This window comes from Paenibacillus farraposensis (genome assembly GCF_020736845.1).
Taxonomy (GTDB): domain Bacteria; phylum Bacillota; class Bacilli; order Paenibacillales; family Paenibacillaceae; genus Paenibacillus; species Paenibacillus farraposensis.
In genome coordinates this window covers 20919-42849 of record NZ_JAFFQR010000105.1, presented here as the reverse complement: position 1 = coordinate 42849, position 21931 = coordinate 20919, and the positions used below count along the sequence as shown (strand labels likewise).

General features: G+C 49.3%; 23 protein-coding genes. 1 reads left to right on the top strand and 22 read right to left on the bottom strand.

The window, feature by feature from the left end:
* Positions 1-892: 892 nt before the first annotated feature.
* From JO375_RS16585 to JO375_RS16510, 16 genes are all read right to left on the bottom strand, one after another.
* Complete coding sequence (locus tag JO375_RS16585; protein WP_229525511.1) at positions 893-1417, bottom strand: cell wall elongation regulator TseB-like domain-containing protein; 525 nt, start codon at positions 1415-1417, stop codon at positions 893-895.
* Positions 1418-1454: 37 nt separating this feature from the next.
* Positions 1455-2756, bottom strand: coding sequence for an amidohydrolase (locus JO375_RS16580; protein ID WP_229525510.1), 1302 nt, complete (start codon positions 2754-2756; stop codon positions 1455-1457).
* Entirely contained in the window at positions 2743-3396 is a 654-nt protein-coding gene (locus JO375_RS16575) for a redox-sensing transcriptional repressor Rex (protein ID WP_229525509.1), read from the bottom strand. Before JO375_RS16575 ends, JO375_RS16580 begins: the two co-directional genes overlap by 14 nt.
* A 43-nt stretch (positions 3397-3439) precedes the next feature.
* Positions 3440-6307 (bottom strand): ATP-dependent DNA helicase DinG, encoded by a 2868-nt coding sequence (dinG, locus tag JO375_RS16570; protein WP_229525508.1) that lies wholly within the window; start codon positions 6305-6307, stop codon positions 3440-3442.
* A gap of 156 nt (positions 6308-6463) precedes the next feature.
* Complete coding sequence (locus JO375_RS16565) at positions 6464-7111, bottom strand: tetratricopeptide repeat protein (RefSeq protein WP_229525507.1); 648 nt, start codon at positions 7109-7111, stop codon at positions 6464-6466.
* 82 nt (positions 7112-7193) lie between these two features.
* The gene (gene panD, locus JO375_RS16560; RefSeq protein ID WP_229525506.1) at positions 7194-7577 is read right to left on the bottom strand and encodes an aspartate 1-decarboxylase; all 384 of its coding nucleotides are present in this window, start codon (positions 7575-7577) and stop codon (positions 7194-7196) included.
* Positions 7570-8505 (bottom strand): pantoate--beta-alanine ligase, encoded by a 936-nt coding sequence (panC, locus tag JO375_RS16555; protein ID WP_229525505.1) that lies wholly within the window; start codon positions 8503-8505, stop codon positions 7570-7572. The genes panD and panC overlap by 8 nt, the downstream gene beginning before the upstream one ends.
* Positions 8502-9401, bottom strand: a complete 900-nt coding sequence (gene panB / locus JO375_RS16550; RefSeq protein WP_229525504.1) for a 3-methyl-2-oxobutanoate hydroxymethyltransferase — start codon at positions 9399-9401, stop codon at positions 8502-8504. The genes panC and panB overlap by 4 nt, the downstream gene beginning before the upstream one ends.
* 366 nt (positions 9402-9767) lie before the next feature.
* Entirely contained in the window at positions 9768-10742 is a 975-nt protein-coding gene (locus JO375_RS16545) for a biotin--[acetyl-CoA-carboxylase] ligase (protein WP_229525503.1), read from the bottom strand.
* Positions 10735-12057, bottom strand: coding sequence for a CCA tRNA nucleotidyltransferase (locus JO375_RS16540; RefSeq protein ID WP_229525502.1), 1323 nt, complete (start codon positions 12055-12057; stop codon positions 10735-10737). Before JO375_RS16540 ends, JO375_RS16545 begins: the two co-directional genes overlap by 8 nt.
* A 55-nt stretch (positions 12058-12112) precedes the next feature.
* The gene (gene bshA, locus JO375_RS16535) at positions 12113-13276 is read right to left on the bottom strand and encodes an N-acetyl-alpha-D-glucosaminyl L-malate synthase BshA (protein ID WP_229525501.1); all 1164 of its coding nucleotides are present in this window, start codon (positions 13274-13276) and stop codon (positions 12113-12115) included.
* A 124-nt stretch (positions 13277-13400) separates the two neighbouring features.
* Positions 13401-14090, bottom strand: coding sequence for a bacillithiol biosynthesis deacetylase BshB1 (bshB1, locus tag JO375_RS16530; RefSeq protein ID WP_229525500.1), 690 nt, complete (start codon positions 14088-14090; stop codon positions 13401-13403).
* A complete protein-coding gene (mgsA, locus tag JO375_RS16525) occupies positions 14087-14524 on the bottom strand; it encodes a methylglyoxal synthase (protein ID WP_229525499.1) in 438 nt (145 codons plus the stop codon). Before mgsA ends, bshB1 begins: the two co-directional genes overlap by 4 nt.
* A 56-nt stretch (positions 14525-14580) precedes the next feature.
* Positions 14581-15384, bottom strand: coding sequence for a 4-hydroxy-tetrahydrodipicolinate reductase (gene dapB, locus JO375_RS16520; protein ID WP_229525498.1), 804 nt, complete (start codon positions 15382-15384; stop codon positions 14581-14583).
* Positions 15385-15415: 31 nt separating this feature from the next.
* On the bottom strand, positions 15416-15934 hold the full coding sequence (locus tag JO375_RS16515; RefSeq protein ID WP_229525497.1) for a tetratricopeptide repeat protein: 519 nt from the start codon (positions 15932-15934) through the stop codon (positions 15416-15418).
* A 49-nt stretch (positions 15935-15983) separates the two neighbouring features.
* On the bottom strand, positions 15984-16313 hold the full coding sequence (locus JO375_RS16510; RefSeq protein ID WP_229525496.1) for a nucleotide pyrophosphohydrolase: 330 nt from the start codon (positions 16311-16313) through the stop codon (positions 15984-15986).
* A 161-nt stretch (positions 16314-16474) separates the two neighbouring features.
* On the opposite strand from JO375_RS16510, the gene JO375_RS16505 reads away from it, so the two are divergent.
* Complete coding sequence (locus tag JO375_RS16505) at positions 16475-17344, top strand: YitT family protein (protein WP_229525814.1); 870 nt, start codon at positions 16475-16477, stop codon at positions 17342-17344.
* Positions 17345-17443: 99 nt separating this feature from the next.
* Here JO375_RS16505 and JO375_RS16500 read toward each other — a convergent pair whose 3' ends face one another.
* The 6 genes from JO375_RS16500 to JO375_RS16475 form a co-directional block, all read right to left on the bottom strand.
* On the bottom strand, positions 17444-18289 hold the full coding sequence (locus JO375_RS16500; protein WP_229525495.1) for a sporulation protein YpjB: 846 nt from the start codon (positions 18287-18289) through the stop codon (positions 17444-17446).
* Positions 18290-18332: 43 nt separating this feature from the next.
* Positions 18333-18971, bottom strand: a complete 639-nt coding sequence (locus tag JO375_RS16495; RefSeq protein WP_229525494.1) for a DUF1405 domain-containing protein — start codon at positions 18969-18971, stop codon at positions 18333-18335.
* A gap of 286 nt (positions 18972-19257) precedes the next feature.
* Positions 19258-19437 (bottom strand): IDEAL domain-containing protein, encoded by a 180-nt coding sequence (locus JO375_RS16490; RefSeq protein WP_013371655.1) that lies wholly within the window; start codon positions 19435-19437, stop codon positions 19258-19260.
* A gap of 22 nt (positions 19438-19459) precedes the next feature.
* Positions 19460-19966 carry a gamma carbonic anhydrase family protein gene (locus tag JO375_RS16485; protein ID WP_229525493.1) on the bottom strand — a complete coding sequence of 169 codons (507 nt, stop codon included), beginning with the start codon at positions 19964-19966 and terminating at the stop codon, positions 19460-19462.
* 52 nt (positions 19967-20018) lie between these two features.
* Positions 20019-21128: a hypothetical protein gene (locus tag JO375_RS16480; protein WP_229525492.1), complete on the bottom strand. Its 1110-nt coding sequence runs from the start codon at positions 21126-21128 to the stop codon at positions 20019-20021.
* A gap of 166 nt (positions 21129-21294) precedes the next feature.
* Positions 21295-21897: a histidine phosphatase family protein gene (locus tag JO375_RS16475; RefSeq protein ID WP_229525491.1), complete on the bottom strand. Its 603-nt coding sequence runs from the start codon at positions 21895-21897 to the stop codon at positions 21295-21297.
* Positions 21898-21931: the final 34 nt, after the last annotated feature.

Sequence of the window (21931 nt, the reverse complement as noted above, 5' to 3'; positions counted from 1 at the left end):
GTGTAGGATTTGAGCTTACGATCGCTGTTGCCATGGGATTCTCTTAATGGTATCAAACATTCAAAGGTTAGAATCCCATGGCAAAGGCGAACGCTCCACTTCTCCAGCTTCAATTCCCCCTCGCTGCTGCCCGCCATCAAGATGAATTTTCCATAGTAGGAGAATTGAGCAAGCAAAGATGCTTCGCTGGCTTTCAGCCCGGCTTTGCAACGATGTCAAAAAAAGACGTAAATACGAATTTCATCGTATTTACGTCTTTTTCTTATTAATTCGAATCTCTGGATTTATTTTAGCTTATTTCGGATCACTTTACATTCTTTCGGCTATTCCTGCTTTTATAAGCGAATTGGCTGCAGCAAAAATTTGTAAACAGCACCTGAACCGCATATATAAGAGCTTTATACCTCATCATTAATAACATAGTCCTTTACAGGAACATCATGCCGCCGTCGATCAAAGGAGATTGTTAAGTGATGTAATCGGAATCCGGACCTGCCAGGAAGGAAACAAACAGCGGCGAAAACCTGATCGCAACTGGAGACATCGACTTTCCCATCTATTTTCCCCAGTTCATGAATCTCCTTTTGAGTAAACGTGTCATGATAACATAGACACAAAATTATAGGTTACGTTAGTCTGCATCTATAATTAGAGCATTTTTAGAAAAAAACAGGATAATCTATGTAATAGACTTTCATATTTAACTTATTTTTCACTTTTATCAAGTCCAGTTCGCGCCGCTTCTGATCACCAATACAAAACAAAAAACAGACGCAAATACGAAAATCGTGTTTACGTCTGTTTTGTCTCATACTCTATTCAAACGACACATCTTTTATGGCCTTACCACCCGTGATACCAGCAACGCATACTTCATAGCCTATTCTGCAGCTCAGTCGTTTGGCAGCGCGTATTTGACACCCGTCGTTCCCCCGTCTGAGAAACGGTAAAAGGTGTAGTAATGGTGGCTTCCATCATCGTAAAACAGCTGCCATACATATTCACCATTAAACACGCTCGGCCGGAGACTCACAATATCGGCATCCGGAAGCTGCTGCTGAATGATGGCCGTCATTTTTTGCTCGTCGACTCCATTTTTCAGCAGCTCCGTATGAACACCGCTATTATCGGAGACAGGTACATTAGGCTGTCCCTCCACTCTTTGGAAGGGAACCCACACCATGATGTTTTCATTCTGGGCATTTTTCCCTTGCACTACCCAATATACCTGATTCCAGACGGACTTCCATGTTCGAGTCGTGCTGACCAGACCACCTGATTGTTTGGCCTTAATGATAGCGGCATTTCTCTCAGCCACCTGGTCTTGAGTAACGTAAGAATAATACCAGAACATGCTGACCAGGATCAGTATGACGGCCAGTATGGCGACCGCTATCCATTTTTTCTTGTTTTTCAAACCCGAGCTTCCTCTCTAAGGGGATGTGACACCTGAATTAGCGCGACAGCAGCCCTTCAAAGGCGGCTTGTGCCTCATGTTGGATACGCTCCTCGTCCATCGTCAAACACTCACCGTTTTTCACGACCTGACGACCATTTACCCAGACATGAGTCACATCTTTGGCGCTTGCAGAGTATACGGCATGGGAAATGAGGTCCGTACGCGGCAGAAAATGCGCCTGATTCAAATCCAGCGCAATAAAGTCAGCTTTATTGCCTGCTGCCAGCGCCCCAACTTCTTTTAAACCAATTGACTTTGTCCCGTACTCAGTTGCCAGACGAAGCGCTTCATGCGCAGGGATCGCAGTAGGATCACCGGATACACCCTTGTGAATCAGCGCAGCCAGGCGCATTTCCTCGAACATATCCAGATTGTTGTTGCTGGCAGGACCATCTGTACCCAGCGATACGGTAACCCCCGCACGGAGCAGTTCAGGCACTCTTGCTACACCACTTGCCAGCTTCAAATTGCTGCCCGGATTATGGGAAACCGCCACACCGCGTTCAGCCAGCAAGGCTATTTCCTCGTCGTTCAAATGAACAGCATGGGCAACAAGCGAAGGACGGGAGAAAAAGCCGAGCTTATCCAGATGCGCAACCGGGCGCAGACCATATTCGCTTACATTTTGTTCAACTTCAGCAATGGTCTCGGACATGTGGGTGTGAAGCGGTAAATCCAAATCATGCGCAGCCTGAACAAATTTTTCGATAAATGCAGGCGGACATGTGTATGGCGCATGCGGAGACATCATCGTTGTAATGCGTCCATCCGCCTTGCCATGCCAGTTACGCGCAAAAGCCACCGCCTCAGCCAGCTTGATTCGCTGCTCCTCCTCCGAGCAGAGTCCAATCGCTCCTCGCATCAGACTGGCACGGATACCTGACTCTTCTACTACACGAGCTACCTCATCCATATGGTCGTACATGTCCAGGAAGGTCGTTGTGCCGCCTTTCAGCATTTCCAGCACAGACAGTGATGTGCCCCAGTACACATCTGAAGCGGTAAACTTGGCTTCCATCGGCCACATTTTCTCCTGAAGCCATACCTGAAGTGCCAGATCATCGCCATACCCGCGCAGCAGCGACATCGCCGCATGGCCATGCGTATTAACCAGGCCAGGTAAAAAGAGCAACCCTTTACCGTCAAATGCTTCTGTCTCTTCTTCTCCCGCAGGCAGGGTCTCGCCAATATAGGTTATCCGGCTATCCTCCACAATCATATAACCGTGGATGATCCCAACTTCAGGTCCGTTTACAGCAAAGGAGCCGTTTTTAATGATCCATTTATTCACTGTCATCTTCTGTCTCTTCCCTTCCATCCTCTAAATAATAAGCGAGGCTTAGCAAATCGGTTGTAAAATCTGTTGTATGGACCCGGATGTTCTCCGGGGTTTTCAGAATGATCGGTGCAAAGTTCAAGATCGCTTCAATTCCACTCTCAATCAGCTTGTCAGCCACTTGCTGCGCTTCAAAATCCGGTACGGTAATAATCCCGATCCGGATATTTTTTTTCTTCACCGTTGATTCCAATTGATCCATTGGCTGAACGACCAGGGTATTAATGCTTGTTCCGGCCTTTTCCGGAAGAGCATCGAATACGGCTACAATTTTCATATTGTCTTTCAGGTAAGCATTGTAATTCGAAAGAGCCTGGCCCAGATTACCTGCTCCGACCAAGACAACGTTGATTTGCTGGTCAATTTTCAGGATATGGCGTATTTTTTCAATAAGATAAGTCACATCATAGCCGATCCCCTTACGACCGAATTCGCCAAAATACGCGAGATCCTTGCGGATTTGGGCCGGATTGAGGTTCAGCCTATGCCCCAGATCCTGGGAAGAGACCGTAGCCACTTCCCTTTTGTTCAGTGCATTCAGATAACGTAAATATACGGGCAACCTCCGTACAACGGCCTCAGAGATTTTTTCTGATTTCATACTGCTCCCCCTAATCTAACCGATATGTCTTCGTGTCCGCCTTTTAAGTGTCAGTCTCCGGGTCGGCTTGGAGCCATTCAGAGATGCGGGGCACCATTTGCTCCGTCGGCATATGCTCCATTTTGGGTCCCGGCAACGAGTACAAAAAATGCTTTCCGTAAAAGGATTCGATCACACGTGTATCATAAACGATAACGACCCCGTGGTCGCTCGCTGTACGTACCAAACGCCCGAATCCCTGTTTGAAGCGAATGACTGCCTGTGGGACAGACAGCTTCATAAATGGATTTTTCTTCTGCTGCTGCAGCAGCTCGCTTTTCGCCTCCAGCAATGGATGATTCGGCGGTTGAAACGGCAGACGGACGATCGCCAGACATGTCAGCGCCTTGCCTGGAATATCAACCCCCTCCCAGAAGCTGCTGGTTCCAAGCAATACGGAAGCTTTGGCCTCTTGAAAGCGCCGGGTCAGCTTGCTGCGGCTCCCGCTGTCAACCCCCTGTCCCAGCACTGTGATATCGCTGGAGGATAACGCCTCTTTGAGCGGCTCATACACTTGCCTCAGCATCCGGTAGGAGGTAAACAAAACGAGCATTCTCCCCCGGGTCGCCTGAGCAGTTGCACTTAACGAGCTAACGAGCATATCTACAAAATGAGCGTCCCCAACACTGCCCTTTACACTCGGGAAATCCCGGGGAATGACCAGCAGCACCTGATCCCTGTACTTAAACGGCGACGGGAGCTGCGAAGTCATCAGCCGCCCTGCCTCTGCGGCTTCCTGCAAGCCGAGCTGATCGGTCATGTACTGAAACGATTTATCGACCGATAAGGTGGCTGAAGTCAGAATAATGCTTCTTTTTTTGTCAAAAAACATTTCTTTCAGCTGGCGGCTCACATCAACAGGCACTGCATAAAATTGCAATGATTTACTGCGGAATTGCCCACTCGCTTCAAGCCAGTATACGGTTGTCTCATCATCAAGACGCATAAAAAAGCGCAAATTCTCCCTGACACCCGCCAAATCCTTGAGCAAACCCGTAATATCCGTAATGAGACTGTCAGCCGCATAATCTTCAAATTCTTCTTTTACGTCCAGCATCAGCTTGTCGCCCTTGCGCAAAATGTCGCTTAGCGTGACATATATCTGATTCTCAAGTGCAGCCGCTTGATCCCACTTGGCAGGCTTGGCTGACGGCTTGAGACGGGAAGAAAACTGCCCCGTTTCCCCCGGTGTCGCATCACTTCGCTCCGGCAGCATCCCAAACAGCTTGTCGCTGAGCATATCCCATGTCTCCTTGACTTCCAGCACAAGCGGATATAGCTGATCGATCGTCGAAGCCCAATCCGCCGATTTCTCGTGCCCGGATTTCACCAGCTGCTGACGCAGTGAAGGAAGCTGTCCATTCTTGCTGTCTTTGAACAGCCGCGTCAACGTATGAACGAGTGTGAAATATTTCATGTGCATGCCCAGATGCTTGCCAGCGACTTCCTCCAAATGGTGTGCTTCATCAATGATCAGATGCTCATAGCTTGGCAAAAGCTGATGGCTTGCTTTGACGTCCGTAAACAGCTTGGAGTGATTGGTAATAACCACATCGGATATTCCCGCCTCATGACGTGCGCGATGGTAAAAGCATTTGCGGAACCACGGGCAGGAGCGGCCAAGACAGGATTCGGAATCACTAGCCACCGTTTCCCAAAAATCTCCGCCGCGGCTGCTCAGATTCAATTCTTCATCATCACCGGTTTCCGTCAGCGTCAGCCAGACGATCATCTGAGCTGCCGTAATTAAGTCTTCCTTTGGTGTTGCGAAGTCTCTTCTATTTATTTTATGTTCAAACTTGCGCAGACACAAATAATGTCCACGCCCCTTAAAAATGGCAGCCCGAAACGGGAACGGAATCACCTTCATCAGCATCGGAATATCACGCTCGCGCAACTGCTCCTGCAGGTTGATGGTATGCGTGCTTACTGTGACCCGCTGTCCATATTTTACACTGTGATACAGTGATGGAAGCATATAGCCTAACGATTTCCCCGTTCCTGTCCCCGCCTCAATCAGCAAATGCTTGTCTTCACTCAGCGCCTGGTTAACACCCTCTATCATTTGTACCTGCGCCTCGCGCTCCTCATATTGGCTTAAGGATGAACGCAATCGCTTTCGCACATCCTCCATGTAATCTTCAAAGGACACACCTGATAGCGGACTCGGGTCATCTTCTCTGCGCGGAGCAGCCATCTCTGTCCAATCTTCTATCTTCAGTGCAAGCTGACGATAAAACTGATGCCCCTCCAGATCCTGAATGGGATCAAGCTCTTTCTCCTCACGTATCCCGTCAAGAAACCAGCCAAGGTCACTGTCTTCCTCTGCAAACAAATCGCTCAGCCGCTCAATCGTGATTAAAGGCAGCGCGCGAAGCTCGTCCAGACACTTCAAAAACACCTCAGCTGTAGCGAGCGCGTCGCTGTCTGCTTGATGGGGGCGGTCGTGGGCCAGCCCGAACTCAGAGGAAACAAAGCCTAGCTGGTATGACGAAAGCGATGGAAACATGATTTTCAGAAAATCTATCGTATCCAGAATTCTGCCGCTAAACGGCAGGTATCCGCAGCGTTCCAAAGCGTTCTGCAAAAAATTAAAATCAAAGGCCACATTATGACCGACCAGAACCACATCATCTAGCATAGGTACAAGCTCCATCATCATCTCTTCGAGTGCAGGAGCATCCTTGACGTCATCGTCCGTAATTCCGGTCAACCCGGTAATAAAAGGCGGAATGGATCTGCCAAGATTCACATAAGAACCGTAAACACGGGAAATGCTGTTATCATGATCTATAATCGCAAGTCCGACTTGAATGATGTCATCCGCGGACTGGGTGCCTGTTGTTTCAAAATCCAATACCGCAAATTTCATTCGAGCTTAATCCTTTCTTTTAACACATACAAAAAATATGAACTCTGTATAACAGCATAGCAGAAGATCGCCTTTTTGGAAATTAAGACAGCCAAAAAAGACGACACACACACCGCCTAGGAGGTGGGCATGCATCGTCTATCCGGTGTCTGACAACTACATCCAAGCCATCAGTGAGCAGTCGTATCGAAGCATTTCGATACCGGACAAACAGGCTTCCATATTGTGCAAGGGCTCGGGCATCGCAGGATCGAACTGGTGTGCGAGAGCAAAGCATTTTTGCGCTGTCTTCACGTCCGCCTGTTTTGCCATCAGACAGCCGAGCGCATTATAAATGACCGCTTTGAGTGCCCGCTGCTCAGTCAGGTCAAGCACCTGCTCAAAATGGCGTACTGCCTCCGCTGTATTCCCCAGTTGAGAATACGACATCCCCAAATACATACAACTATGCCAGCTTTCTGGAAAACGCTGCAATACCTGCTCGAATTGCTGGATTGCCTCAGGGTACATGAGCAGTCGGTAGTACCCTTGCCCTCGGCTATAAGCTGGCAGCTCTTTTTCAGGCAGTCCCTGTTTAGATAGCTCGGTGTCAGACATGCTGGACTCTGCGGAAAATCCGGCTGCCCGCAGGCAAACCATTTTTTCTTCAAAGGCCAGCCATTCATCCATAATTCTGTCGCTCATTTTCCGCAGCAAACTCCAATGCTGTAGCAGCTCCTGCTTGCGGGAGCCATGGGCTGATGGGTAATGCTTCACGATATCATCTAACATGCTGTTCATTTCTGCGAATACATGCTGGAACATGTGCATCCCGCCCTTACGAAAGATGGATTAATACAATCACATTTTTCGCCTAAAGGGCAGGTTTCATCCGCACTCCCATTCATTACATGATCGTAGCATGTACTTCCTTGTTCGCCATCTGAGCCGGTTTATTATGCTCATCCACGAATACCACGGTCGGTTTGTATGTTTTTGCCTCTTCATTCGGCATCGATGCGTAGGAAATAATAATGACCGTATCCCCCGGCTGTACCAAACGCGCTGCCGCACCGTTAAGGCAAATGACGCCGCTGTCGCGCGGCCCAGGAATAACATAGGTCTCCAGCCGGGCTCCGTTATTGTTATTTACAATTTGAACCTTTTCATTTTCCAACAGATCGGCTGCCTCCATCAAACCTTCATCAATCGTAATACTCCCCACATAGTTAAGATTGGCCTCGGTCACCGTCGCCCGGTGAATTTTCGATTTCATCATGGTTCTAAACATGGGAAAGCACCTCCGCTTTCTGTAACCTTATATTGTCAATCAGGCGGGTATTCCCAAATTTCACCGCCAGCGCTACAATGATGTCCTCTTTAACATCACTTAGCCGCTGCTCGGGAAGCAGGGGCTCCAAGCCGGGAAACGTTAAGATTTCGATGTAGTCAATGTCCGCCAAAGGCGAGGAAGCGATGGTGGACTCCACCATCTGACGGATCTGATGGATCGTAAACGTATTTCGGGCACCATCCTCGCTCACTTCACGTACCTTGAACAGTGACCGGGACAGCACCAGCGCCTGCTCCCGCTGTTCCGCACTCAAATACACATTGCGCGAGCTCAGGGCCAGACCGTCAGCCTCTCTAACAATAGGGCAAGGTACAATGGTCACATTCATATTGAGATCGGTCACCATTTGCTGGAGCACGGCAACCTGCTGCGCGTCCTTCATGCCAAAGAAGGCCAGATCAGGATTAACCATGTTAAACAGCTTGGCTACCACTGTGGTCACACCATCAAAATGCCCTGGACGAGAAGCACCGCACAAGCGTTCGGTCAAGGCCGATACGTGAATTTTGGTTCGGGTCGGCTGCGGGTACATTTCTGCTACAGTTGGCAAAAATACAATATCCACGCCTTCGCGCCGCGCGACCTCTAGATCACGTGCTTCATCCCGAGGATAGCTGTCCAGATCCTCATTAGGTCCAAATTGAATCGGGTTGACGAAAATGCTGAGCACCACTGTGTCTGCCATTTCACGCGCCTTTTGCATCAAGCTCGCATGGCCTTCATGCAAATACCCCATCGTCGGTACAAACCCGACTGTATGCTGCTGTATAGTTGCACCGTGTACCTCTTTTGCTCCGCATGTGCCAAGCTGCCGGCGTTCAGCAATAGCCTGCCGCAGCTGAGCCACTTCTCTTACGATGATCATGACCGGGATTCCACCTTTTCCTTAGCTTGTTCCTCTACCTGGCCTTTAGCCTTGCCATACAGCGCTTCTACGACACGGTCATCCGCACTGAACACATGCTCTTCAGCCGGAAAGGCCCGTCCCTTCACATCGCTCACATATTGCTCAATGCTGCTACGGATCAAGCCGCCTACATCGGCATAGGTTTTCACAAAACGCTTGCTGTAATAAGGCGATGCATATTGAATCAGGTCGTGAAAGACCAGCACTTGCCCGTCGCATCCGCGTCCGGCACCAATTCCAATCGTCGGAATGGAGAGCTCTCTGGAAATCGCCGCTGCTACTTCCTCAGTCACCAGTTCGAGCACAACGGCAAAGGCACCTGCCTCTTCCAGCGCTTTGGCATCCGCCATCAGGCGGCGTGCATCCGCTTCGTCTTTACCCTGGATGCGATAGCCGCCAATCTGGTTAACCGCCTGCGGGGTAAGGCCGATGTGCCCCAGTACAGGGACACCTGCCTGGACAGTCGCTTTCACAACGTCGGCAATTTCCGCTCCGCCCTCCAGCTTAACAGCATGCACATGTCCTTCCTGCATCAGACGGCGGATACCCTGAAGGCTTTCTGCCACGCTGCCATGATATGTCATAAAAGGCATGTCCGCTACGATAAATGTATGTTCCGCGCCTCTTGCCACCGCCCGGGAATGGTACACGATATCATCCAAAGTTACAGGAATAGTCGAATCATAACCAAGCACCACGTTCCCCAGCGAGTCACCGACGAGAATCATGTCAATTCCCGCCTCTTCAGCTAGTTTAGCTGAAGGATAATCATAGGCAGTCAGCATACTAAGCGGAATGCCCTCCTGCTTCATTTTCTTCATTTTCACAATATTCAGTGCTTGTTTTCCTGCCATTGCCAATGCTCCCTTCCACCTTTTTTGGGCACAAAAAATAACCTTTTATGAACGCGTGTACATCTGCTTATGAACGCGTGTACATCTGCGTCATCAAAAGGTCCGAACAGCCAAAAAAGACACTCACTTTGAGATCGTCCCTTCTGTCTCGGTCCTGTTCGGCTCAGAGCAGAATCCAACGTAACCTTCAAATGAAGTTATGATGGGTTTATAATCTTCTAAAGTAGAGCATGTGCCCTTGGAGTGCAGCTCGGACCGTCCGATGCCGCCTCCTGCAAAGTATAACAAAAATCATCCGCTTTTACACTTGAAGTTTTACACAAGAATCGGAAGAATTGTCGCTGTTAATCACAGCTAAAGCTGCTTTTACAATTGCACATCCCCGGAAATGACCTGAATTCGCTCCCCCTGATCCGTTTCGATCACCAAGGCCCCGGAAGGGTCCAAACCGACAGCTGTACCCTCTACGGGGATATCTTGTCCGGTATGCACTTGTACGCTGCGGTTTATCGTTACAGATAACGCTTCCCAAAGCATGGCTATCGGCTGAAACCCCTGCTCCGCATATAACTTGCACAGCTGCTCCATCTCTTCCAGCACCGCGGCAATCAGTGCAGTACGTTCAATCTCGCGCCCGGTCTCTATTTTCAAGGATGTTCCCACCTTCAATAACTCTGGAGAGTAATCCTCAGGGTTTAAATTTACATCGATGCCAAGACCTGCAATGCAATAGCGGACCCGTTGATCCTCGGTCGCCGATTCCAGCAAAATGCCGGACACCTTACGGCCATGAATAAGCAGATCATTGGGCCATTTGATGCCAACCTCGACATCGGTCAGCCGGCGAATAGCCCTGCACATGGCCACACCTGTAAGCAGCGTTAGTTGGGGGGTGAAGGCCAGCGGCTGGGTCGGACGCAGCACTATGCTCATCCAGATGCCTTTGCCGCGAGGTGAAAACCATCTGCGCCCAAAGCGTCCCCGCCCAGCCGTCTGTTCCTCCGCGATCACGACGGTCCCCTCCGGCGCCCCCTCTTCTGCCAAACGCATGGCATCCTGCTGTGTAGAAACCGTCGAATCCAGTACAACGATACGCTGGCCAAACGATTTTGAATTTAATGCACGTGCCAGCTTGGAGACTTCCAGGCGATCCGGCCGGGACGCCAAACGATAGCCGCGACGCGAGGAGGCTTCAATGGTGTAGCCCAACTCGCGCAGCTTGTTAATCTGCTTCCATATGGCCGTGCGGCTAACCGAGAGACGACGGCTGATTTCCTCCCCGGATATATAATCGGATGCTCCCTCTTCCAATATGCTTAACAATTTTTCATGGTTATTCACGACTTATCACCCGTTTCGCTTCCTCAAGCAATGCTTCCGTTTCATTCGGAATATCTCCGCAGGCGGCGGCTAGTACAAGCTGTTCCATCGTTTTCCCCAGCCATGGCCCGCCCGGTCGATTCATCGCTTGAACCAGTATATTTCCAGTAATATTTAAATCTTTGATACGAATCACTGCAGCCTGCTTCGTCCATACATTGGCCTGTTCTGCCATCCTTGCCACATCCTTGGCTACCTCCGGCGACAATCCACGAAACGAAGCGGGCAGCGCTTTATAAAGCTTCAGCCAATCTGCAGCAGTATCCGGCCCCAGCTTGATTAACAGTTGAATCCAGCTGCGACGCAGCAAGTCATCGTGACGGTCATCCTCTTTCTTGGAAGCGGAGTGATCAGCTATCGCAACAGCAAAGCCGATTAGCGCGCTCTCCCATGCCAACAGATGAACCAGCCGCTGACGTACAGCGTTGGAGAAAGTCCAGGCTCTTAACAGCTCGTCCGCCTCCTCTGGGGCCAATCTGCAAGCCAGCAATAGCAGCCCTAAGCGCAGCTCATCCGGCAACCTCACGATCCCGTGAAGCGCATCCCCTTCACATTGCTGCCAGGGAACCGGAGCCTTGGTACACGCCAGCAAGCCGCTGCGGCTCAGCATTTCCAGACCACGCAGCGGATCCGGTCCGGACAGCATCTTTTCCAGCTCGACCCGCACGCGTTCCATCGCTATATAGCGAAGTCCTTCTCTGCGCCCTATCATCCCTTTCCAGGTGTTGAAAGCGATACGAAACTGGAAAACAGAGGCAAAACGGATACAGCGCAGCATCCGCAATCCGTCCTCCTCAAACCGTTCCTCAGCCCGTCCCACGCAACGGACAAGGGCAGCGCGCAAATCAGCTTCGCCTCCAAACGGGTCCACTCGCCCTCCATACTCATCCATCGCTATCGCGTTCATGGTAAAATCGCGCCGCATCAGGTCCTCCCGGATGTCCTTCACGAAAGCAACTTCCGTTGGACGGCGGTGATCGGCATAGCCGCTTTCCGTACGAAATGTGGTCACCTCAAACGCATGGCCGCCCTGCATGACCGTAACCGTCCCATGCTGAATCCCGGTCGGAATCACATGAGGAAACAGTGCTATAACTTGATCTGGCTCAGCCGAAGTGGTCAAATCCATGTCGTGAATAGCACGGCCTAACAGCTCATCCCGCACGCATCCGCCAACCCAGTAAGCCTCATGACCGGCAGCCGTAAGGGTATGTATGACCTCTCTGCCAAGGAGAGCCATCTCTGGATCAGCATATTGCCAGGTATTTGTGTTCACAGGGTTTCCCCCTTTGCAAGTATTCATTACAAAAAACGGACGCGAGTCCGCCTCCTTAAACGCTGATCGGTTTAAGATCCGGCACCTCGCGTCCCAACACACGGTAATATATCTCTTCATATTGACGACTAATCAGCTTATCACAGAAAACAGTACGGGCACGTGTCAGACAGGCTTCACGGAAACGCTCTGCCATCGCTTCATCGGATAACAGTTCGACTGCATATTGAGCCATTGCCTCGGTATTGCCAATTTCAGCAAGATAACCCGTCGTTCCATGAATAACGAGTTCCGGTACACCGCCCGCCTGGGAACCAACCGTCGGCACTCCACAGGCCATGGCTTCGAGGGCGACCAGCCCAAAGCTTTCTTTTTCCGAAGGAAGCAGCAGTACATCCGCCATGGAAATGACTTGTGCAATCTCATCCTGCTTGCCCAAAAAGAACACCTTATCCTGTAAGCCCAGGCTTTCGATTTTACAGCGGATTTTCGGAAGGTCCGGGCCTTCCCCGACCAGCAGCAGCTTCGCAGGTATTTTTTCCTGCACTCGTTCAAAGATATCCAGTACGTCCCCCACCCGCTTGACAGGGCGGAAATTGGAAATATGCATCAAGATCTTTTCATCAGGCTGGGCAAAATCTTTCCGCAGTGCAGCCGCATCCCTCGGATAATACACACGCTTATCTACAAAGTTATAGGTCAAATCAATAGGCCGTGTAATCTCCAGTGCATCAATGGTTTCGCAAATCAAATCCTTGGAAACTGCGGTCACAGCATCGCTTTTGTTAATAGCCAGCCGGATCAGGTCCTTTAGCGATTCATCCTGCGCCAGCACCGTAATGTCTGTACCATGCAACGTAGTTACTACCTTGAGGTGATCGCCTACCATTTCCTTGGCCAAATAAGCGCATACCGCGTGTGGCACGGCATAATGAACATGAAGCACATCTAAATTTTTCATTTGTGCAACCTGGGCCATTTTGGTCGCCAGTGACAAATCATAGGGCGGATATCTGAATACGTAATAGTCGTTAACTTCAACCTCATGATAAAAAATATTTTTTTGGAATGCCCCTCCTAATCTGAACGGAATACTGTTGGCAATAAAATGGACCTCATGTCCCTTCTCGGCCAGCAGCTTGCCCAGCTCTGTCGCCACTACGCCGGAGCCACCGAGCGATGGATAACAGGTAATTCCAATCTTTAATTTGTCAGTCAAGTTAAGCTGCCCCCTTCCGTTCAACGGAAATAACCTTCATGATATGATACACCGAATACAGTGCACATCTCCTTCTGTTGTATGAAGGATGCTGTGCATTTAAATAGTGAAAATTTTATTAGTCCTAGGTGAATAGATTAACCACATGAGGCGTTTTGGACGCAAAGCCCTCTGCATATGAAATCAGTTTGCGCTGACCAAGCAAAGAGTCTCGGGCTTTGACACGTTCCACATAACCCTGATTTAACGGCGTAGATACCGTATCCTTCCCCGGTACGGCCTGGAATTGCGAGACATAGCTCAACAATGATTGCTCCTTGGCCTCATAATGCCCGGTAATGTCGACGATCAAGTCCGTTCTGCCGATATCATTAATAAAATAAAAATATAGCTCCACCTGCACCGCAGGCTGCTCCGGCATAAAACGTCGCAGCTTGGCGTTAAATACCGCTTCCTCCACCAGCTTGCTGCACATGACATGATCCGGATGCCGATCCTCCCAGTAAGGTGCAAATACAACTTTTGGCTTATGGCGCCGAATCTCTGCTGTAACTGCAGCTACATGCTCTGGCGTCACATATAATCCACGGTCAGGCAGCCCCAGATTCGTCCGCACAGCAAGGCCCAGCACTTTTGAAGCTTGTTCAGCTTCTGCCATACGAGTATCCACATCCCCATTCGAGGACATTTCCGCCCGCGTCAAATCGCACACGCCCACCTTGAAACCGGCGGCTGTATGCTTGGCAATCGTGCCTCCCATACCGATCTCGGCATCATCAGCATGGGCTCCAAAAATCAATATATCCAGCGTCATTTCACATCACCCAGCTGGTCAAGACCCGGTTTATATTTATGTACCAACTCACGCCAGGCAAAATCGCCGCGATCCAGCGCCTTGACCAGGATTTCAGCAGTGGCAACATTCGTTGCCAGAGGAATCCCTTGCACATCACATAGCCGCAGCAACGCGCTAATATCCGGTTCATGGGGCTGTGCCATTAACGGATCACGCAAAAATATAATCATATCCATATCGTCTTGCGCAACCATGGCCCCGATTTGCTGGTCTCCCCCAAGCGGACCTGACATGAAACGGTGAATTTGAAGCTTGGTTTGCTCCATAATGCGCAGACCTGTCGTACCTGTTGAATACAATTGATGATCCGTAAACACATGCTCATATGCCGTTATAAAATTAACCATCTCATCCTTTTTGCGATCATGCGCTATAAATGCAATCTTTAACATTCAAGATTCCTCCTGCCTCATTCTATAGTACCATTCGTCATTTTATTCGCTTATTCTCAATCAATGTAATGCTCAAACCCGTATACAAGTCCCAGTTGCTCCATCACCTTTTGAATACCGATTTTGACGCCTGGCATATAGCCTGCCCGCTCATAAGAGTCCTGACGGATTTTGAGGGATTGTCCAAATCCTCCGAATACCACTTCCTGCTGTGCAAATACGCCGGGAAGCCGGACACTGTGAATTCGAAAGCCCTGATAGTAGCCACCGCGTGATCCTTCCAGGGTCTCTTCCTCCTCCGGATTGCCTTGTCGCAATTCCTCCCGCTGTTCAGCGATCAGTTCTGCAGTCTTAATGGCGGTACCTGATGGCGCGTCCAGTTTTTGGTCACCGTGATATTCGATAATTTCCAAATGCGGAAAATATTTTGCCGCCTGGGCCGCAAACCGCATCATCAAAATAACTCCAATGGAGAAGTTAGGCGCAATCAGCCCGCCAATTTGTTGTTCCCGGCACTGCTTGTCCAATTCATTAATCTGTTCAGGTGTAAACCCCGTGGTTCCGATAACCGGACGTACTCCATGCTTGATCGCAAGCGCTGTATTTGCATACGCAAAGTGCGGTCCCGTAAAATCGACCATGACATCCGGCCTGCTATCCAGCAAAGCCTGCTCCACATTCTCGACAATGGCGATACCCGCTTCCGGCAGTCCGACGAGAAGGCCGGCATCACTGCCGGCGTGCGTTCTGTTCACTGCGGCCACAAGCTGTAGTTCCTCATCCTGAAGAACCAATTTGACAACCTCACGGCCCATGCGCCCTGCTGCTCCTACGACAGCTACTTTTATTGGCTCTGACATATCCCAACAACTCCTTATGCATCAATTCATGCTAGATTTGTTCATTCATCTGTTGGCATAACTTCTTCATGAGATTGGCAAGCTGTACATTGTTGGGAAACAATGAGGCCGCTTCATGCGCAGCCTGTACAGCCAGCTTATATTCATTCAATTCATCATAAATCAATGCGAGCAGCATAAATGCATCACCGCATAGCGGATCAAGAGCAATCGCCCGTTTCAGCAGCAAAATCGCATCCTGATGCAGTTGTGGTGTAGTTTTGTCGACATCCAGCATCTTTCTGGCTTTCTCTGTAAGTTGCCTGGCTTTCTGCGCATGCAGATGAAGCACATATTCATCCTGATCCGGAGCCAGACGAACCGCATGCTTGGCATAGGCTAACGCTTGCTCCAAACGCCCGCTGCGGGCATAGGTAACTGAACACCGGAAATAATGTTCCGCATGATCAGGCTGGGCAGAAATCGCTTTTTCAAACCATTTCACGGCCTGCTCAAAATCATTCTGTAAAATGCATTGATACGCTTTCTGAACGTATTCCTCCGCCTTCATGACACTGCACCTCCGGGGAACCGGTTTGGTACAGCATATGTACAAAACGCTAATCGGTGTTCTTTTTGGTCCAGCGATTCGCATCTCGCGTGTTAAATTTATGCATGACCTTGTTATGAGCCTCGGTCAAATTGATCCCCAGCGAATTCGCAAAACAAACCGTGATGAACAAGATGTCCCCCAGCTCCAGTTCAATGGAATTGTCGGCTTCGTCCGTTTTTTTCGGTTTCTCGCCAAAGGAGTGATTCACTTCTCTCGCCAATTCTCCAACTTCCTCGGACATCCGGGCGAGCATCGCCAAGGGACTGAAATATCCTTCCTTGAATTGGGATATATACTGATCTACCTCATGCTGAATATCGTCTAACGATTTTTTCATGTAACACACAATCCCCCTATGTGCAGGTTTATTCATATGTTATCGTAAAGCACATTTTAAAACAAATTTTTTTTAATAAAAAGGTATACTAAACATAAGGAGCCGTGAATTACGTAAAACAAGAAACCGTTCCTTACCAAACTGCCAGTGCGAGGGATTATATGAAGATATCCAAGTTCGTGGAACAGCTTAAACTGATTTTACCCATTCTGCTCGGAACCGCCATCTACGCATTCGGTTTACTGTATTTCATTATACCCAGCAAACTGATGGAAGGCGGCATTACAGGGATTACCCTGCTGCTCAATTATGCTTTTTCGATTCCCCCCTCTCTTTCCACGTTGCTTCTGAATATTCCATTATTTTTAATTGGATGGAAAGGGCTTGGCAGCAAGCAGATTATATATACAGGGGTAGGAATCGGGTCGCTCACCTTTTTCTTATGGCTGTTTGAAAAAATGATTGATATGGGATGGATGGGAACGTTTCAGACCGAACATGATTTTATACTTTCTTCATTATATGCCGGGGTTACGCTTGGGGCCGGGTTGGGTATTGTGTTCCGTTTTGGCGGCACCACTGGCGGCTCTGATATTGTAGCTCGAATTTTAAACCGAAAGTTCGGCTGGAGTATGGGAAGAATTCTGCTGGTGATAGACATTATCATTATCGGCGCTGCCTTGCTGTACATACCAAAGGAAAAAATTCTCTATACACTGGTCGCCGTATTCATCGCCTCCAAGGTGATTGATTTTATACAAGAAGGGGCTTATTCCGCCAGAGCTTTCATGATTATCAGCGATCATACCATGGATATTGCCGATATGATAACTAGAGATATGGATCGGGGGGTGACAATTATTCCGGCTGTAGGCGCATTTTCCAAGCAGGCCAAACATGTGGCCTACTGTGTTGTGCCTCGTCAGGAAATACGACGCTTGCATCAGATTGTGAAATCTGTCGATCCACGGGCCTTCATTATCATTCAGGATGTGCATGATGTGCACGGAGAAGGGTTCAAAGAGGAATAGCCCGGAATTCCGGGCGAGGACCAATGTGCAGAGAACGGCTACATAGCTTAGGCTGTGAATGTTGAAATGTTCGAACTAGTCAGTTGTTCATGTTCAGCGTTATCCATAGAACCCGGTCCGGTATTTACGATAGCCTGCATACGTCAGCGCCAGCAGAACCATTATTCCGATGGCCAATTCCGCCCGGCGTTCACTTTCTTGTGGGATAAATGGCGCCAGTGCGGTGGCGTCTTTCTCACGCCCAAACAAAGCGTTAAACGTCAGGTTGCCCTGCTCCAATGCCCCTCTGATCGCTGAGGCGTCTACGTTCTGCTGCTGTCCCAATCCTTTGATATAGGATATCCATGAATCGGTCCGTACGACCTCAGTTGACTTGCCATGGATCAATGCTGCTGTACGAATCGTCTCATAATGATCTTCCAGCACTGCCGCCCCGGCTGCAAAGCCTTTCATGTTTCCTTTGGCAAACTGGGAGTTCAGACCGCTAACATCCTCTTTTAAAATTTTATAATACTGCTGCCATAACGGCTGATTCCGATGTGCAAGTGCATCTGTCGCAAGCCGCAAACTGGCCGCAGCCTTTACCCACTCATCCGGCGAGGCTTGCACGGACTGTGTAGCCTGCTGCACCTCAAGGATGCTGCCGGATAAGGCATGAATAGCCTCTACAGACAGCGCTGTCTGTACCTGACCCATGCTGAACCATCGGCTCACCTCAGCTACATCCGCGCGCGCTTTTTCAATATTCCCATCCATGACGTCCCGGTACAGTACCGCAGCTGCATGATCCATTCCTTCAATTTCTTTTGCAGGATTGGCGGCCTTAGGCTGGTCACGTGCTTCCGCTATACCTGGAGGGACGCAGACGGACAGCAGCAGAACCACAGCGAACACAACACTTGAAACAACACGTAACGTAATACGAACTACCTGACCCCAAATCATGGGACATCCCTCCTCACCTTACTGTATGGCAAGGACACCAGGACTAGAACTGCTTGTATTTTCGATTGCGCACATTCATGGCAAGCCATGCTGCTATGATACTGAAAAGGGTCAGCATATAGGTAAAAGCACGCACTCGCGGTACATCATCTATTAATGTCTTCGGAAGGTACGGATAAATGCTAAATGTATAATCCATTGTATCATTTAGCAGTGTCCACACAGCGGCCAATCCCCAAGCGATCCATTTGCAGGTAAAAAAACGCACGAACAGCAACGCTTCGACGGCCATAGCTGTATGAGAAGCCACCAGCATCCAATCCTGCCATACTATATGCCCCCCCTGTGCGACACCCCAAAAAATAATAGCCGAGGCCCAGATGCCATACTTGACACTTGTGACCACGGCTAGCGCTTCCATAAGCTGACGAATGGCCCTTAAGCTCTTGCGCCGCGGAGGATAAAGCAAAAATAGAATCGAAATCGTAAAAAACAAGCTGGCTGTCGGACTATCAGGCACAAACACAATTTGCCACAGCGGGTGATCGTTTAGTGTATATTCCAGTTGTCCTTTATACCATATATATCCATACACGGTTCCAGCCAGATTACACCAATAAAGCAGCCACAAAAAAGGCCGGCTCGTCAAGAACGACCGGCTCCACCAATAAGACAATGACACGTCCTTCATCCTCCGTTCATACGACAGACCCTTGCAAGCTCCATCCTACCAAGACTATATCATATCCAAGGATATAAGAAAAACGCCGATCGACATACTTTGACGGAAGTCAGACCTTGCTTAGCGAATATTTTGCTTGCGATTATCGAATGGTTCAGCTCCGCTGAAAATTTATAAATTCTATCATATCCAAAAAAACCTGGCCGGCGCTACGGTCAGGTTTTATAAGTATCATCTTGAACTGACGATTGGTTTGAAATGTCTGGCTGAAAGCCTAAAAATCGTTTCAACTCATCGCTTTCAGCTCATCCGTAAGATGACGAAAAGCTACTTCATCTCCGGAGGCCAGCGCCTCATCAATATCCTTGTAGAGCTTTTCACTCCGGTGTTTACGTAATGCCTCGTCCAAAACCATTTCAGCAGACAGGCCCAACATTACCTCATAAGTAACCTTCATTTTATCCATAGGATGCACCTCCAACATGAGTTTAAGAGATCCTATATTCTTTTCCTTTCGCCACATAGCTGAGTGCCGTTCGCGACATTCGCTGCAGATCTGCTTCTGTCAATTCGCGCACCACTTTGGCAGGTGTACCGAGAGAAAGAGTATAGGGTGGTATTTTAGTATTTTCCGTAACGACCGACCCTGCTCCTACTAAAGCATATTCACCGAGCTCCGCTCCGTTGAGTACAATGGCCCCCATACCGATTAAAGTGCCTTTGCCTACTGTACAGCCATGAATAATCGCAGCATGCCCCACCGAGACATCATCCGCCAATACCAGAGGCTGGCCTGTGTTCACATGTCCCACGGCACCATCCTGAATATTGCAGCGTTCACCGATGATGACAGGCGCCAGATCTCCACGCAGTACGGCATTAAACCATATGGAGGAATCCTGGCCGATCGTTACCTTTCCGACAATTTTAGCTCCTTCTGCCACATAGACAGATGAATGGAGCTGCGGTATGTTTCCGTTATAGTGAATCAACATCAGCTTCACCCTCTCATTTTGGGTGAAATTCTATCAACATGCGTACTGCTTGTCAATGGAGCCTTATACCTGAGCCGTTCCGCCCAATGCGGCATTCCCCCGCCAGTTTCAGCCCCCAGGCCGACATCTGTACAGAGGGTCCCGTCGAGTGCTCACCCTGGCGAAGCATGCCCAGATGCAGCATCATTCGGATGATCCTCTGATCAAAAACCGAACGGGGATTATCATAGTAAAACGGCCGGATCAGCGGGCCGATATGCATGAACAGCGATTCCGAGGACGTCCATGGCCTGGCACATTCTCCAATCCAGTAGACTAACGAGAGCAGATTGGGAACAGCCCCTTTATACAACCTTAACCAAAACCTGAATAGCTGTATCATCTCATCCTCAATGGTATGCTCTCTGTGCTCTTCCCCCTTTGCTGTCAGCACAACCCGATCCCCCTTCTCCTCAATGTACCTGGAGTGACGGGCATAATCATATAGCAGTGCCATTCGATCCGGATAAAACTTAAAAGAGGGACCGTATCCGAAACGCCATCCTCCCTTGCCCAGCAGTGGCTCCGGAATATGAAAATGCTCCATCAACTGCTGCTGATTGCGACGGTACCAGGCTCCTTCGGGATTGAGCGGAACCTCATGCTGCTCCACATATTGCAGGAAAAGTCGTAAATCCTCCGCCAGCAGATGTCCTTCTTCCCGATACGATGGCGGTTCACCCACCCGGGTCATTCCGTTCTGGAGATCATGCACCATAACACGGCGGAAGCGCTCCTTCATATCCAGCGGAATTTGGTATAAATACCTCGTACTGTGCGTAGAACCGTTGAACAGCCAACCGCTAGAACGCAGGCGGGTCACGATGTCCCGTGGCCGCTCACCCGAATTTCCGTCCTCCTCAACCGACTGTTTGGCAATCGCAATCAAATCCTCCATACTGAAGTAGGGCCGATCATCAAACAGCAGCGCATTCAAAAACCTTACCTCTGACAATCTCAGCTCCCTGACCTGTGTCTCAAAAAAACTGCTACTGCCAAGCTTTGTCAAAATACCCTGGATCAGCTCATGCTTGGAATTGGGCTTACAGTTACAATCGTAATACACCGCAATTCTATTCAAGTGCATAATATCCGCAAATGTCAGCATATCCGCCAGATTCATTATTCCATCGCCTCGCCACTGGACTGTTATCCGGAAATGATTCTTACCTGTTGTACCCACAGCTTTGACGGAATACCCAGACTCTAAACCTCTTTTTTTGTAAAGGTATAATTTAAAAAACAAAAAGACCACGTTTCTACGCTGGGTAGAAGCTCGTGGTCTTTCTTTATCTTTTAGAGTTACATCCACTTTTTTCCTGCAAATGGTTCGTACAATTATACAAAAGCGGTATCCAATCGGCGTCCTCACGCTGAAGTATGCTCAATGACAAATTTCCGATTCGTTCTGTATATTTTTCCCGATACAGAGCCTTGTACAAATGAGCCAAAAATCCGCCGTGGGAAACGACCAACAGGTGCTTGTCCTGATTTTCTGCCCACATGGCTTCCATAAAAGCCAATGCACGCAGCTGCAGGTCTTCATCGCTCTCCTGACCCAGATCAAGCAAATGCCAGTCGACTCCCCATTTTGCTTCACGTTGGGCTTGCGTCATCCCCTCGACCTGACCATAGGCCCGCTCTCTTAAGCGATCATCTGGCTCCAGTAACGGAAGATGCAGAGCAGAAGCAATGATCTCCCCGGTCTCTTTGGCTCTGGAGAGGCTGCTTGTAATAAGCCCGTCCCAATAATAAGGCTCCCTCTTTAACCGTTCTGCGAGTAATCGTGCCTGCCGGCGTCCTTCCTCATTCAACGGAATATCACTGTGGCCTTGTATTTTACCCACTGCATTCCAGTCTGTCAATCCATGTCTGATCAAACCAATAAGCATGTGTCGTTTCCTCCGCTATTTTGTTATTCAGGCA